Here is a 14,058-nt window from a genome sequence, read left to right as displayed (position 1 = left end):
CGTACCGACAGTCAGCAAAGAGCGGAGATTGTAGGCGGTGCCACATTACGGTGTCCAGTGGCAGGGTTCATTCCGCGTTCTGCGGTGCAGGTTGCTGCTGTTTTGTGAGCTGTTTACCCACCGCTTCTTCGGTTAGGTCATAACCCAGCTGGATCAGCTCCTTCGCACGGTCATAGTCAAAAAAGCCGCCCGCCGAGCGATGCAGGTTGATCACCACATCGGGGCGATACGACGCCAACCGCGCGTCGGTAATCTGTGACTGCATGATGTCGAACGAGCGAAAGAGGACATCCACCATATTCATACTGTTTTGCTGTTCGGGCTGGCCTTTGTGCAGACCGCGAATGCTGTCCAGCATATTGCTGAACGCAGGCCAGCGTCGCTCGTCTTCGTCTGGGATTTCAAGCGGTGTTTTCTTGATAGGACGCTTGCGCGGTTTGAGCTTGGTCGTCTCACCTTGGAGTTCGAGTTCATCAATGGCGTGGTTGAGGTTGACCGCTATGGTGATGTCGGCCATGGAGTTCATCGTAGGGCCCACGGGGACAGGATCCACGAGGCCTCCGTCGACCAGCCAGCGCCCCATGTGTTTGTGCGGTGTAAACACCGAGGGCACGGCGATGCTGCTGCGAATGGCATCGAACAAAGGCCCTCTATTGAGCCAGATGGCCCGCTCGCGATTGAGGTCTGTGGCGACGGCGGTAAATGGGATGGCCAAGTCTTCGATATTCAGCTCCCCCGTCATTTCCTGCAGCAGTTTAATCACCTTCTCGCCTTTAAACAGGCCAGAACGAGAAAACGATAAATCCAGCATGCGCAGAAGATTTGAGCGCTCCAAGCCGCTGACCCAATCACGATACTGGTCCAACTTGCCTGCCGCGTGCATGCCACCCACTAGGGCACCGATGGACGAGCCGGCAATGCTGATGATTTCAAAGTTGTGTTCCTCAAGCCATTGAATAACGCCGATGTGGGCCATTCCGCGGGCGCCGCCACTGCCGAGGGCGAGTGCTACTGTGGGCATAGTTCAATCTCCTTGTAGAAATTCGTGTTAAAGCACTGCAGACGCTCGAGGCGCCTGTCGTCTTACGTCTTGCCTATACATTAGGGAAGGCGTGTGTTTATCCAGCCGTGGTCAGTGATAATGCCATGTAAAGGCACATCCCAGGGTTGTACGGGTAACTGAGGCACTTGCTGACAAGCATGAGCAATGCCAACCAGTATGGGGCGTTGGCCGCGCTGTGCAAAGGTGCGGTCGTAAAATCCGCCACCCATGCCTAAGCGATTACCGTGCGCATCAAAACCCACCAAGGGCAGCAGTACCAAGTCCATCTGCCGCGGCTGGAATACACGTGGACTGCGTGGCTCGGGAATGCCAAAGCGGTTGTTGCGCAGCAGCGATTTACGCCGGTACGGCAAGAACCACAAGCGTCCGCCACGCAAGGGATGCAGCTGCGGCAAATAGGGTGTTTTGCCGAGGCGCCAGAGCTGTTCGATAAAGGGTTGCAGGCTGATTTCGCCGTCGTTGGGCAGATACAATGCGATGCTATGTGAGGCCTTTACCAGTGGCAGGTTCAGCAAGTGGTTTGCTAGGCGGCGGGCTGCCGATTGTTGCTGTGTCGGGGTCAGACTGCGGCGGCGCTGACGCAATACGCGACGCAATGCGCTGCGTTCGTCGTTCACTAAAGCCTTATCTACTGGGGCATGTGGGTTAACGGTTGGCAAGGTCATAAAATGAGGATCCCCGATACTACCGCTGTCGAGTGTGGCCTTGAACCGAAGAGTTCAAGGTGGTGACTCTGGTGACGAATTAGGCTTTCCGACCAGCGGACATGCACACATCGTCAGCGCAAAATCTCCGGGATATATAATATCGGCTCGAGGACGTATCGACTGGCAAATAGACCAGGGACAACGCCTAGTATACTGATATCCCGCTTGAATACAGCGTTGACAATGTAATTTCTTGCTTTGTTTTCACTGCTAAATGATGCAGATCAGTCTTGTTCGCTATCCAGTGCGTCATCTATTTTATTGATGATGCGCGTCACTGCGTCGTTCGATGCCACGTTGGCTTGTTGCTGTTGCCGCAGTTCATGAATTAGGTTAAGGGCCGCCATGACGGCGATGCGCTCCACGCCAAACACCTTGCCGGATTGTTTGATCTCGGTCATTTTGTTGTGTAGTTGCTGGGCCGCATCACGCAAGTCTGATTCGGCGTCGGCTGGGCAGGCGACGTTGTAGTCGCGGTCCAGAATATTCAGTTTTACGGTGTTGTTGGCTTTCATGTGGCCTGCTCAAATTCCTTTAGTCGTGCAATCACAAACTCCAAGCGCTGGCGTGCTTGCTGATTCTTGCTTTCCAGTTCGGCGCGCTCAGTTTCCCAAGCTTTACGTTCTTGGTCAAAAGCGGCTTGGGCTCTCTTTAGGCGTTGATGGTCACGCAGCAGTTCATCAACGCGTGCCTCCAGTGCCATCATTTGTTCTTGTGACATGCCCATGCTCCGTAATGAATTGCCTCTGATCGTTCAATGGTGGCGCGCGCGGAGTCTGCGGTGTAAAGCAGACTTTCGACAAGCACTATTACTAATCTTTGCGCGCCCTTTAGCGTACCAGCGTCAACGATGCTAGCATAGTGTGAAATTGTGAATACCCGATAGTACTTAGCCAATAGTTAATGGGAGCGAGCTGTGGATTTAGAATATTATGCCGTAGACGACGTGCTGGCCGATCTGGACCCCACGGAGTCGGTCGCTTTCCTGCATGGCAGCCTGGTGGCGCGTTTGGTCAGCGGCCTTCGATTGGAGCGTGCAGCGTGGTTGACCACAGCCCAAGAGCAACTGGAAATAGATGCCGAGTTAACCGAAGCCCATGCTGAGGTATTACATCAACTGTACGACCAAACGCTGAGCGACCTCAGTAACGACGCTTTTCGCCTGCGCTTGGTGTTACCAACGGAGGATGCCGCCTTGGCTGATCGCCTTGAAGCACTGTCCGATTGGTGTGCCGGTTTTGTCAGCACCCTAGGGGTGACCGGGCAATTGAAAGCGCCGGACGGCGAAGACGAAGAGTTATTGGAAGATCTGATCGCGATTGCCCAGCTCGACGTAGAATCAGAGAACGATGCCGAAGCGGAAGAAGATTACGCCGCGCTGGCTGAACACGTACGCTTGGCGGCACATCATTTTCAATTGGTTTTAGGCGCCCCGCTTGCTGATCAGAAGCCCACGTTGCACTAAGCGCCACCCTTGAACGCAAAGAGGACAAGAGGAATCATGAGCTATATCCCCATCACTCAGGAAGAGTTTGCTCTACGGCGCCACCGTTTAATGGCGCAACTGGAACCGGGCAGCCTGGCGATCATTCCGTCGGCGACCGAGCGCTTGCGTAACAGTGACGTTGAGTACCCGTTCCGCCAAGACAGTACCTTTTTCTATTTCACCGGTTTTCATGAGCCGGATGCCTTGGCGGTATTGGTTCCGGGTCGCCCGGACGGTGAGTTCGTTTTGTTTTGTCGTGAGCGCGACCGAGAGATGGAAATATGGAACGGCTACCGCATGGGTCCCGAGGGCGTGCAGGCGCACCTAGGGGTGGATGAAGCGCACTCGAACGAAGAGTTAGACGAACTTTTACCCGCCCTGCTGGACGGTTGTCGCCAAGTGTATTTGCCGATGGGGCACGACAGTGGTTTCGAGGCACAAGTCATGGCGTGGATTGAAGCCGTGCGTGCACAAGCACGCCGTGGCGCAAAAGCGCCTGAAACCTTGATGAATCTCAACCCCATTACCAACGAAATGCGCCTGTATAAATCGGACGCCGAAGCCGCCCTGATGCGTCGGTCGGGTGTCGTAGCGGCCGAAGCGCATAAGCGCGCCATGCGGGTCGCCCATCGCGCTACCCATGAATACCAACTGGAAGCAGAGATCAATCACGAATTCGCTTGGCATGGTGCGCGCTTACCGGCTTATTCAGCCATTGTCGGTGGTGGAGCGAACGCTTGTGTGCTGCACTACACCGAAAACAACGCACCATTGCAGAGCGGTGACTTGGTGCTGATTGATGCCGGGTGTGAGCTGGATTACTACGCCGCCGACATTACGCGAACCTTTCCTGTTAGTGGTCGGTTCAGTGCCGAGCAACGGACCCTCTATGAGTTGGTTCTGCGTGCTCACGAAGCCGCGTTAGCGCAAGTGAAGCCGGGTAATCATTTTAATCAACCTCATGAAACAGTATTGCAAGTACTGACCGAAGGCCTAGTCGAATTGGGGCTGTTACAGGGAGAGGTTGCCGAGCTGATCAGCAGTGAGGCTTATAAAGACTTCTTTATGCACCGCACCAGTCATTGGTTGGGCATGGATGTGCATGATGTTGGGCGCTACAAGACCGATGATGGTGCCTGGCGCGAGTTTGAGGCGGGCATGTGTTTGACCATAGAGCCTGGTCTGTATATTGCGCCGGACAATGAGAGCGTAGATGAGCGTTGGCGTGGCATAGGCATTCGCATCGAAGACGATGTCATGGTGACGATCGACGGCCATGAAAACTTCAGCTTAGGCGTACCGAAAGACCCCGACGAAATCGAGCGCTTGATGCAGGACGTGTAATACCGCATGCCGACTCTGACGTTGATGTCTGTGTTGCACATCGCGCTGCATTTTGCCGTGCCGGGCGTTGTTGCCGGACTGTTTTTTCGCACCCAATGGCGACGCGCGTGGTTGATCATGGTGGCGACTATGGTGGTTGACCTCGACCACCTATTGGCTGACCCGATCTATGACCCCACGCGCTGCAGTATTGGCTTTCACCCGTTGCACAGCTACCCGGCAATCGCCGGGTATGGCCTATTGGCGCTGTGGCAGCGCACCCGCCTAGTGGGCGTCGGGCTTTTGATCCATATGGCTCTAGATGCCATCGATTGTTGGTTTATGTAACCGCTTGACTACTTATTACTTGGCAAACAGCTCGTTTAGATCATCAAAGCCTTTTAGCTCAATGGCATTGCCACTGGGATCGTAGAAAAACATCGTACCTTGTTCTCCAACTTCTCCTTTGAACCTAATGTAGGGTTCTATCGCGAATTGCACCCCTTTGGCCGTCAGTTTGTCCGCTAGGGCCTGCCAGCGTTGCATCGACAGCACAGCGCCGAAATGCGGTACTGGCACATCATGCCCATCCACCGCGTTCTTTTGCGCTGGCCGCGGTGCATCGGGTGATAAGTGCGCCACAATCTGATGTCCAAAAAAGTTGTAGTCAATCCAGTGCTCTGAGCTGCGACCTTCGGGGCACTCAAGGACATTGCCATAGAACTCGCGAGCGGCGGCTAGATCGTGCACCGGAAAGGCCAAGTGGAAGGGTGGCAGGGATGTCATGGGCTACCTCAAAATCTGTGATGTAAGCGATCATTCTAGGCGGTTAGTTCGAGCCAGGATAGATAAAAGCACCTTAATGCACAGCAATGTGATCGCTGTACTTGCGCGGCTTTGGGTGCTCTGTTAGCGTGCGTTGTGCAAGTATCTACTCGAAATTTGCGCAAGGAATACATCTGCTGATTTGGCAGACCAAGGACTCAGGCCTGGGGATCAGGTCGGGAGTTGAACTTTCACCTTCAACAGGAGTGATCACTGTGAAACGTTTATTGCTGGTTATGTTACCCATCTTATTTGTCGTTGCTGGCTGTGCTTCGACCAGTAGCGATACAACGGCACGCCAAACCGCCGCGCCGACCGACTACCTGTCTTACCCCAATGACCAAGCGGAAGTGCTGGTGTTCTTTGGCTATCAATGCAATCCCTGCCATAACTTTTACCGTCAGGAATTAGCCCAGTGGAGTGCCGCAGGTGCGGACGACGTGAGTGTGGTCTATGTGCCGGTGGTGTTTTCCGATGCGGTTTATCCTGCGGCGCGAGCTTTTCATGCAGCGGAAGTCTTGGGTGCTAACCCGGTGTTTCATGCCCGCTTGTTTGATGCCTATCAGTCGGGCGTTGACTTGAGTTCACAAAAAGCCGTGATGGCGTTCGCGCGCAGCTGCTGCGACATCGATCCCGTAGCCTTCCGCACCGCCTATGAGTCGGAGTTGGTTGAGCGCCGCATGGACCAAGCCGAGGCCCTGCTGTATCAGTTTGGTGTTCGTGCCACGCCATCGGTGATCGTCAATCGTGAACATCTAGTGGATGGCAGCATGGTGTCGGGCAACCAGACTTTGCTGGATATCGTTAAGGCTCGCTTAAACGGTCAGACACCTGGTCGTTCACTTGCCATCTAAAGCTAATGATTGAGTAAAGCAGGCGTCGCTCGGCGCCTGTTTCTTGAAGAAAAGCGCATTAATCCCCTTGCTAGGCTTTAACTTGAAGCCGCCATCGGCGACAATACGCGCTCAAAAAAGAGACACCTCGCAACTTGCCCCAGGAGACTAGACCTCATGCCCAACCGCAGTGAGTTGGCTAATGCCATCCGCGCTCTCAGTATGGACGCCGTTCAACAGGCCAAAAGTGGACACCCAGGCGCCCCCATGGGCATGGCAGACATCGCCGAAGTACTGTGGCGCGACTATCTGAAGCACAGCCCCACGAATCCAGAATGGCCTGATCGTGACCGCTTTGTGCTGTCTAACGGCCACGGCTCCATGTTGCTCTACTCTCTGTTGCACCTCTCGGGCTACGACCTGCCGATTGAAGAACTGAAGAATTTCCGTCAGTTACACTCTAAAACACCCGGACACCCTGAATACGGTTATGCGCCCGGTGTTGAAACCACCACTGGCCCCCTGGGTCAAGGTATTGCTAACGCCGTCGGTATGGCACTGGCTGAGCGCGTGCTGGGCGCACAGTTTAACCGCCCTGGGCATGACGTGGTTGATCACTACACATACACCTTCTTGGGTGACGGCTGCATGATGGAAGGTATTTCGCATGAAGTCTGCTCTTTGGCCGGTACTTTGGGTTTGGGTAAGCTGATAGCCTTTTATGACGACAACGGCATTTCCATCGACGGCGAAGTCGAAGGTTGGTTCACCGACGATACGGTGAAGCGCTTTGAGTCGTACGGTTGGCAAGTGATTCCGCGCGTAAATGGTCACGACAGCGACGAAATCCGTCAGGCTATCGAAACTGCGCGTGCTAACACCGACCAGCCAACACTGATTTGCTGCAAAACCATCATCGGTTTTGGTTCGCCGAACAAAGAAGGCAAAGAAGATTGCCACGGTGCACCCTTGGGTGACGACGAAATCAAGCTAACACGTGAGCGCTTAGGTTGGCAGCACGGTCCGTTCGAAATTCCTCAGCCAGTGTACGAGGCTTGGGATGCGCGCGGAAAGGGTCGTGTAGCAGAAGCCGCTTGGGAAGATAAGATGGCCGCCTACGCCACTGCTTTCCCAGAGCAAGCAGCCGAACTGAAACGCCGTTTGGCCGGTGACTTGCCAGCCGATTTTGCCGCACAGGCTGAGCGCATCGTCGCTGACATTCAGGCGAAAGGCGAGACCATTGCCAGCCGTAAGGCCAGCCAAAATGCCATTACCGCATTTGCCTCTATTTTGCCTGAGTTCTTGGGTGGCTCGGCTGATTTGGCAGGTAGCAACCTGACCAAGTGGCCCGACTGCAAAGGCGTTACCGGTTTGGATGCCAACGGCAACTACGTCTTCTACGGTGTGCGTGAGTTCGGCATGAGCGCCATTATGAATGGTGTAGCGTTGCACCGTGGGTTTATTCCATTCGGCGCAACCTTCCTGATGTTTATGGAATATGCGCGCAACGCCGTGCGTATGGCCGCGTTGATGAAACAGCGTGCGATCTTCGTTTACACGCACGACTCCATTGGTTTGGGAGAAGATGGTCCCACGCACCAGCCGGTTGAGCAGCTGGCCAGTATGCGCACGACGCCCAATCTCGACACCTGGCGCCCTTGTGATGCCGTTGAGTCGGCGGTATCGTGGAAAGCGGCTATCGAACGTACCGAAGGGCCAACCGCTTTAGTGTTCTCGCGTCAGAACCTGCCACATCAAACGCGCAGCGATGAGCAAGTGAGCTTGATTGAGCGTGGTGGCTATGTATTGAAAGATACCGCCGGAACACCCGATGCGATCGTGATTGCAACGGGCTCAGAAGTGAGTCTGGCGATGGAAGCGGCTGAACGGTTGAGCAGTGAAGGCATCTCTGTTCGCGTGGTGTCCATGCCTTCAACCTATCAGTTTGATCGTCAGGATGCGGCTTATCGCGAGTCCGTGTTGCCTTCTGCTGTGCGCGCACGCGTGGCGGTAGAAGCAAGCATCAAAGACTACTGGCTGAAGTATGTTGGTTTGGATGGCCAAGTAGTGGGTATGGAAACCTTTGGTGAGTCAGCACCAGCTGGCGATCTGTTCAAACACTTTGGTATCACCGCAGATGCCGTGGTCGCCGCTGTAAAAGCAGTGCGATAATCCGCTTCTCTCGGTAAAAAAGCCCGCTTTGCAGCGGGCTTTTTTATGCGCCTACAGCTTACCTAGGGGAGCGCTGGTAACTGGCGAAGTTAATGAGTTGCGCGCCTTTGGTGCCTAAGTAATTGTGATGTGCTGCATTGTAGGGCGCAGTTGACGCTCATTGCTGAGGGAATATGAACAAACCACTGTATAAGCCATGGTAAAATTGCCTTTTTACGCCGCCAAGGAATATCATGCGCTCAGCATTATAAGGACTGTCACAAAAGATCTGTTGACCGAATGGTCAGCTCGTTTATTATGGGCAATGAATCCTTAAGTACTCTATTCTGGATTAGCAGGCCACTCTGGCTTAAAAACTGCTATCTTGATCAGGTTGATAACAAAAAACAGGTGAGCACGCACTTCGGGTGTGCACACCATAGGATCGTAAGACACAAAGGGGATAGAAATGAAAGCAATTACAAAACTGGCAATGACCGGTGTGGCCGCCGCGGTCATAATGGCTGGTTGTTCAAAAGATGAACCAGCTGCGACTGCAGCAGCTGGCGAGACACAGTTCCGCCCAGCGGTTGTTTATGATGTTGCGGGCAAATTCGATAAATCGTTTAACGAAGCGGTTTTCCGCAATGGTGTTGAAGTATTTGTTGCTGACAAGGGCGTCGCAGTGCGTGAGTTTACGCCTGATAACGAATCTCAGCGTGAGCAGGCCATCCGCCGCTTGGCTCAAGACGGTCACAGCCCGATCGTTACTGTTGGCTTTAACTTCGGCAGCTCGGTCAGTAGCGTAGCCGCTGACTTCCCTAACACGCAGTTTGCCATCATCGATGACGTTGTGGATGCTCCCAACGTACAGTCATTGATCTTCAAAGAGCACGAAGGCTCTTTCTTGGTAGGTGCATTGGCTGCGCTGGCTTCCGAAACCAATACCGTTGGTTTCGTTGGTGGTATGGATATCCCGCTGATTCGTAAGTTCGCCTGCGGTTATGAGCAGGGTGCTAAGTACGTCAACAGCGATATCCGTGTATTGCAGAACATGACCGGTTCTACGCCAACTGCGTTCAACGACCCCGTCCGCGGTGGTGAGTTGGCTAACTCGCAAATCTCACAGGGTGCTGATGTAATTTATGCAGCGGCCGGTGGTACTGGTTTGGGCGTGTATCAAACTGCTGCTGACCGTGGCATCTTCGCCATCGGTGTAGATTCCAACCAAAACTACCTGCAGCCAGGCACCATGCTGACATCGATGGAGAAGCGTGTGGGTACTGCTGCCTACGTATCGTGGGAACAAGCCATGATGGGTGAGTGGGAAGGTGGCGTGCAAGTGTTCGGTATCGCTGAGAACGGCGTTGATTGGTCATTGGACGAGTTCAACCGTGATTTGATCAGCACCGAGCTGGAAGCCCAAATCAATGATATCCGGAACAAGATCATCTCCGGTGAAATTGAAGTGTACGACTACATGCAAAACGGCGACTGCAACTACGCAGCCATGTAAGCCGACTGAAAGTCAGCCCTCGCACGCGACCTGTGCGAGGGTTAAGGGGTCTTTGAGCAGTTCGCGCCGGAATTGATCAAAGACTCCTTTAACTTTTACGGCCAGCAGAAAAACGCGTCCTGCGTTTTTAGCTTTCAGCAGGTTACTCAGATGTCACAAAAAATAACAACCCCCTATGCCTTGGAGTTGAAGGGTATCGACAAGCGTTTTGGTACCGTGCATGCCAACCGCGCCATCGACCTAAAGGTAGAGAAAGGTACGATTCACGGCATTGTCGGCGAAAATGGCGCCGGCAAGTCAACATTGATGAGCATCATCTACGGCTTCTACCAAGCCGATGCCGGTGAAATGTTCATCGACGGCCAACCTTTTGTGGCCAAAGATTCAAAAGCAGCGATCGATGCGGGCATCGGCATGGTGCATCAGCACTTTATGCTCATCCATAATTTCACGGTCCTGGAAAACGTCATACTAGGCGCTGAGTCCAGTCCGTTACTAAATCCCAGCATGCGTGAAGCGCGCGCGGCCCTGAAGAGACTGGAGCAGGACTACAATCTGCAGGTGCCTCTTGATACACAGGTTCAGGATCTGCCCGTGGGCATTCAGCAGCGGGTCGAAATACTGAAGGCATTGTATCGTGGTGCTAAGGTACTGATTCTGGATGAGCCGACTGGTGTATTAACGCCGCAGGAAACCGATCATCTGTTCAAGGTGCTTGCTGCGCTGCGTGATCAGGGTACGACCATCATTATTATCACCCACAAGCTGCGTGAAATTTTGGCCGTCACCAATAATGTCTCGGTGATGCGTCAGGGTGAAATGGTGGCGCACTTGGTAACAAAGAACACTACACGCGAAGAATTAGCGGAACAAATGGTCGGGCGCAAAGTGCTGTTGCGCGTTACCAAGGGAGAAGCTGAACCGCAGCAGGAATTGTTGCGCGCTGAGCAGCTGAGCTTTACCGATAAACATGGTGTGCCGCGTTTGAAAAACCTCAACTTTGCCGTGCGCGCAGGCGAGATTGTCGGTGTTGCTGGGGTGTCTGGTAACGGGCAATCACAATTACTCGAAGTGTTGTCGGGCATGAAAGCGCCGACGTCTGGCAGTTTCACCTATGGTGATACCCTGATTTCTGCGGACGCACCGCGTGACGCCGAGCAGATCAGAAAGCTGAAGGTCGCGCATGTACCGGAGGACCGCCATAGCCAAGGTTTGGTCACGGCAATGATGGCCAGTGAGGCCTTTATACTGGGTTATCACCGTGACCCGCAGTACAACCACCGCATCTTCTTGAAGCAAAAAGAAGTGGTCGCAGACTGCGCCAAACAAATGAAAAAATGGGACGTACGCCCGCCTATTCCCGATCTAAAAACCGCGAACTTCTCTGGTGGTAACCAGCAAAAGCTGGTGCTGGCGCGTGAAGTAGAGCGTGATCCCGACGTCATGCTGATCGGTCAGCCGACGCGCGGTGTAGACATCGGCGCCATTGAGTTCATACACCAACAGATCATTGCATTACGAGACCAAGGCAAGGCGATCTTATTAGTTTCAGTGGAGTTAGAAGAGATACTGTCGTTGAGCGATCGTATTTTGGTGATGTTTGATGGCGAGATCGTCGCCGAAGTGGACGCCAGTGAGGCGAATGAACGTATGCTTGGCCTAATGATGGCTAATGCGCATGGGGAGGACGAAGTCCATGACGCCAGTTAGTTTACCTTGGTGGATGACCGCAGTGGTCATGCCACTGGCCAACATTGTTTTGGCCTTTGCAGTGTGTTCATTGTTGTTTCTGTATATCGAAGTGAATCCCATCGATGCGATTGTCGCCATGGTGAATGGTTCCTTCGGTAATACCGAAGGTATTGGCTATACGCTGTTTTACGCGACGGGCTATATCTTCACCGGCTTAGCGGTCGCCGTCGCTTTCCATGCGGGGCTGTTCAATATCGGTGGTGAGGGGCAGGCGACCTTTGCCGGCCTGGGTGTCACCGCAGTGGCTTTGGGCTTAGGCCCTTGGTTGCCGATGTTGTTGGTTATTCCAGCGGCCATTCTGTTGGGTGGGGCCTTTGGTGCGGCGTGGGCATACATCCCGGCTTATCTGCAGGCCAAGCGTGGCTCGCACATCGTTATCACCACCATCATGTTCAACTTCATTGCCGCGTCTTTGATGGTGTATTTGCTGGTCGACTGGTTGCGCCCGCCGGGTTCTATGTCGAGTGAAAGCGCCGTGTTTCCGCGGCATACTTGGATGCCACGGGTGTGGGAGTGGTTTGGCTGGCGTCGGAGTCCGCTGAATCTGACCTTTGTTTGGGCGCTGATTTGCGCTTACGGCACCTGGTTGTTTCTCTGGCGTACGCGCTGGGGATACGAAGTGCGCGCTCTGGGTTTCAACCATGGTGCGGCGCGGTACGCTGGCATCAGTGACAGCAAGGTCGTGATTCTGGCGATGTTGGTGTCGGGTATGTTGGCCGGTTTCTTCGCTGTAAATGCCTTGTTGGGCGATCTACATCAGCTAAAGCTCGGTTATGTGGCCGGATTCGGTTTCACCGGTATTGCGGTCGCCCTAATGGGGCGCAACCACCCGGTCGGTATTGTGTTGGCCGCTATCTTCTTTGGGTTCCTTTACCAAGGGGGAGCCGAACTGAAGTTTGCCTATGAAGTCGACCGTAACATCGTTGTGGTGTTGCAGGGGTTGGTGGTGTTGTTCAGTGGTGCGTTGGAGCACATGTTGAAGGGCCCATTGACGCGCTTCTACCAGCGCTGGCACCTGAAGAAGAAGGAGGTGGCTGCGCATGTTTGATATCATTTTGGTTATGGTGGATGCCACCTTACGTGTATCGACACCTTTGATTTTTGCTGCCTTGGCGGGCTTGTTTTCGGAGCGCGCCGGTATCGTGAATATTGCGCTGGAAGGTAAGTTGTTGCTGGGCGCCTTTGCGGCCGCCGCAGCGGCGTACTTCACTGGCTCGGCGTGGCTGGGTGTGCTTGCCGCTATCGGCGTCGGTGTGTTGTTCGCTTGGTTGCATGCTTTCGCGACGGTCACGCACCGTGGTGACCATGTGGTCAGTGGTCTGGCGATCAATATTCTTGCGGCTGGTCTTACCGTGACCTTGGCACGGCATTGGTTCGATATGGGCGGACAGACACCATCGTTAACCGGCTTAGCACGCTTCCGGCCAATTGAGTTGCCGTTGGTCGATCTGCTGAATCATGTGCCTATTTTGGGTACCATCTACCGTGAAGTAATTTCTGGCCATACCATCTTAGTGTACATGTCATGGTTTGCAGTGCCTTTGGTCTGGTGGACGGTGTTCCGCACACGTTTTGGTCTGCGCTTACGTGCCGTGGGAGAGAACCCGCAGGCAATTGATACCGCCGGTATCGGTGTGACCAAGATGCGCTACCTTGCCTTGACCATCTGTGGCGCCCTCGCGGGCATTGGTGGTGCTTACTTGAGTATCGCACACAGCGCTCAGTTCATTCCCGATATGAGTGCCGGTAAGGGCTACATGGCTTTGGCAGCGCTGATCTTCGGTAAATGGCGACCAGTACAGGCGCTGGCCGCCTGTTTCCTGTTTGGCTTCTTAGAGGCCGTCGCAATTCGTTTGCAGGGCGTTGAGATCGGTGGGGTGATCGTACCGGTCCAGTTTATCGAAATGTTGCCTTATGTACTGACGGTGGTCCTGTTGGCTGGCTTTATTGGCCGTGCTATTGCGCCGAAGAGTATCGGTAAGCCTTACGCCAAAGAGCGAACTTAGTTTGCTTTATTGGCCAGTACATGAAGCCCTCTTCGGAGGGCTTTTTTTGTACCCAGAGCACTCTTTTGGCGCATCCAAAGGAGCAAAAAACAGTGCAACATGCTGGCTGAATTTTGGCAGAAAACACCGTCATTTTTCCGCCATTGAACTGCAATCGGGCTGCCATATAGCCTGCACATGCTTTTCCCCAGATACTGTGGATAACTGTGTGGGTAAGATGTCAGAAACTGTACGCAGGCCTTACCGCTCGGGCCCTTTCTTAGATTGGTTAAAAAATAATCAATGCAATAAATGCCAATAAAAACAGTGACTTATGAAAGTCAATAGGCTAGTGGCGACAAAATGTCAGGTTTTTTTGTGGCCGCGTAATGTTTGTTCAAAATGTGAATAAGCACT

The 14,058-nt window shown here is 53.7% G+C and carries 14 protein-coding genes and 1 other RNA gene; 9 read left to right on the top strand and 6 right to left on the bottom strand.

Annotated features, from left to right (window positions below):
- Positions 1–67: 67 nt before the first annotated feature.
- The 5 genes from NFC81_RS15070 to NFC81_RS15050 form a co-directional block, all read right to left on the bottom strand.
- Entirely contained in the window at positions 68–1,021 is a 954-nt protein-coding gene (locus tag NFC81_RS15070; protein WP_304995300.1) for a patatin-like phospholipase family protein, read from the bottom strand.
- Between the two features lie 80 nt (positions 1,022–1,101).
- Positions 1,102–1,728, bottom strand: a complete 627-nt coding sequence (locus NFC81_RS15065; RefSeq protein WP_304995299.1) for a 5-formyltetrahydrofolate cyclo-ligase — start codon at positions 1,726–1,728, stop codon at positions 1,102–1,104.
- A 6-nt stretch (positions 1,729–1,734) separates the two neighbouring features.
- Positions 1,735–1,912, bottom strand: a non-coding RNA gene (gene ssrS, locus NFC81_RS15060) — 6S RNA.
- Positions 1,913–1,994: 82 nt separating this feature from the next.
- The gene (locus NFC81_RS15055) at positions 1,995–2,285 is read right to left on the bottom strand and encodes a cell division protein ZapA (protein ID WP_304995298.1); all 291 of its coding nucleotides are present in this window, start codon (positions 2,283–2,285) and stop codon (positions 1,995–1,997) included.
- A complete protein-coding gene (locus tag NFC81_RS15050) occupies positions 2,282–2,491 on the bottom strand; it encodes a TIGR02449 family protein (protein ID WP_304995297.1) in 210 nt (69 codons plus the stop codon). The genes NFC81_RS15055 and NFC81_RS15050 overlap by 4 nt, the downstream gene beginning before the upstream one ends.
- Before the next feature lie 195 nt (positions 2,492–2,686).
- Between NFC81_RS15050 and NFC81_RS15045 the strand changes: the two genes are divergently transcribed.
- From NFC81_RS15045 to NFC81_RS15035, 3 genes are read left to right on the top strand one after another with little or no spacing between them, the layout of a single operon-like run.
- Complete coding sequence (locus tag NFC81_RS15045) at positions 2,687–3,235, top strand: UPF0149 family protein (RefSeq protein ID WP_304995296.1); 549 nt, start codon at positions 2,687–2,689, stop codon at positions 3,233–3,235.
- A 36-nt stretch (positions 3,236–3,271) separates the two neighbouring features.
- Positions 3,272–4,600, top strand: a complete 1,329-nt coding sequence (gene pepP, locus NFC81_RS15040; RefSeq protein WP_370529876.1) for a Xaa-Pro aminopeptidase — start codon at positions 3,272–3,274, stop codon at positions 4,598–4,600.
- 6 nt (positions 4,601–4,606) lie between these two features.
- A complete protein-coding gene (locus NFC81_RS15035) occupies positions 4,607–4,927 on the top strand; it encodes a DUF6122 family protein (protein WP_304995295.1) in 321 nt (106 codons plus the stop codon).
- 15 nt (positions 4,928–4,942) lie between these two features.
- On the opposite strand, the gene NFC81_RS15030 is transcribed toward NFC81_RS15035, so the two are convergent.
- A complete protein-coding gene (locus NFC81_RS15030; protein WP_304995294.1) occupies positions 4,943–5,365 on the bottom strand; it encodes a VOC family protein in 423 nt (140 codons plus the stop codon).
- A gap of 254 nt (positions 5,366–5,619) precedes the next feature.
- Here NFC81_RS15030 and NFC81_RS15025 point away from each other — a divergent pair, with 254 nt between their 5' ends.
- From NFC81_RS15025 to NFC81_RS15000, 6 genes are all read left to right on the top strand, one after another.
- Positions 5,620–6,258 carry a DsbA family protein gene (locus NFC81_RS15025; RefSeq protein WP_304995293.1) on the top strand — a complete coding sequence of 213 codons (639 nt, stop codon included), beginning with the start codon at positions 5,620–5,622 and terminating at the stop codon, positions 6,256–6,258.
- Positions 6,259–6,414: 156 nt separating this feature from the next.
- Positions 6,415–8,409: a transketolase gene (gene tkt, locus NFC81_RS15020; RefSeq protein ID WP_304995292.1), complete on the top strand. Its 1,995-nt coding sequence runs from the start codon at positions 6,415–6,417 to the stop codon at positions 8,407–8,409.
- A 448-nt stretch (positions 8,410–8,857) separates the two neighbouring features.
- Positions 8,858–9,904, top strand: a complete 1,047-nt coding sequence (locus NFC81_RS15015; RefSeq protein WP_304995291.1) for a BMP family ABC transporter substrate-binding protein — start codon at positions 8,858–8,860, stop codon at positions 9,902–9,904.
- A 150-nt stretch (positions 9,905–10,054) separates the two neighbouring features.
- Positions 10,055–11,614, top strand: a complete 1,560-nt coding sequence (locus NFC81_RS15010) for an ABC transporter ATP-binding protein (RefSeq protein ID WP_304995290.1) — start codon at positions 10,055–10,057, stop codon at positions 11,612–11,614.
- Complete coding sequence (locus NFC81_RS15005) at positions 11,601–12,704, top strand: ABC transporter permease (RefSeq protein ID WP_304995289.1); 1,104 nt, start codon at positions 11,601–11,603, stop codon at positions 12,702–12,704. Before NFC81_RS15010 ends, NFC81_RS15005 begins: the two co-directional genes overlap by 14 nt.
- The gene (locus tag NFC81_RS15000) at positions 12,697–13,662 is read left to right on the top strand and encodes an ABC transporter permease (protein WP_304995288.1); all 966 of its coding nucleotides are present in this window, start codon (positions 12,697–12,699) and stop codon (positions 13,660–13,662) included. The genes NFC81_RS15005 and NFC81_RS15000 overlap by 8 nt, the downstream gene beginning before the upstream one ends.
- Positions 13,663–14,058 lie beyond the last annotated feature (396 nt).

Origin of the sequence: Salinispirillum sp. LH 10-3-1 (assembly GCF_030643825.1) — a bacterium.
Classification (GTDB): Bacteria; Pseudomonadota; Gammaproteobacteria; order Pseudomonadales; family Natronospirillaceae; genus Salinispirillum.
Note: the sequence above shows the minus strand (reverse complement) of the source record. Positions and strands in the feature narration are given on the sequence as shown.

Excerpts from the sequence above, each read along its gene's own strand:
- NFC81_RS15070 (WP_304995300.1), bottom strand. The coding sequence starts at position 1,021 with ATGCCCACAGTAGCACTCGCCCTCGGCAGTGGCGGCGCCCGCGGAATG.
- NFC81_RS15065 (WP_304995299.1), bottom strand. The coding sequence starts at position 1,728 with ATGACCTTGCCAACCGTTAACCCACATGCCCCAGTAGATAAGGCTTTA.
- NFC81_RS15055 (WP_304995298.1), bottom strand. The coding sequence starts at position 2,285 with ATGAAAGCCAACAACACCGTAAAACTGAATATTCTGGACCGCGACTAC.
- NFC81_RS15050 (WP_304995297.1), bottom strand. The coding sequence starts at position 2,491 with ATGTCACAAGAACAAATGATGGCACTGGAGGCACGCGTTGATGAACTG.
- pepP (WP_370529876.1), top strand. The coding sequence starts at position 3,272 with ATGAGCTATATCCCCATCACTCAGGAAGAGTTTGCTCTACGGCGCCAC.
- NFC81_RS15035 (WP_304995295.1), top strand. The coding sequence starts at position 4,607 with ATGCCGACTCTGACGTTGATGTCTGTGTTGCACATCGCGCTGCATTTT.
- NFC81_RS15030 (WP_304995294.1), bottom strand. The coding sequence starts at position 5,365 with ATGACATCCCTGCCACCCTTCCACTTGGCCTTTCCGGTGCACGATCTA.
- tkt (WP_304995292.1), top strand. The coding sequence starts at position 6,415 with ATGCCCAACCGCAGTGAGTTGGCTAATGCCATCCGCGCTCTCAGTATG.
- NFC81_RS15015 (WP_304995291.1), top strand. The coding sequence starts at position 8,858 with ATGAAAGCAATTACAAAACTGGCAATGACCGGTGTGGCCGCCGCGGTC.
- NFC81_RS15010 (WP_304995290.1), top strand. The coding sequence starts at position 10,055 with ATGTCACAAAAAATAACAACCCCCTATGCCTTGGAGTTGAAGGGTATC.
- NFC81_RS15005 (WP_304995289.1), top strand. The coding sequence starts at position 11,601 with ATGACGCCAGTTAGTTTACCTTGGTGGATGACCGCAGTGGTCATGCCA.
- NFC81_RS15000 (WP_304995288.1), top strand. The coding sequence starts at position 12,697 with ATGTTTGATATCATTTTGGTTATGGTGGATGCCACCTTACGTGTATCG.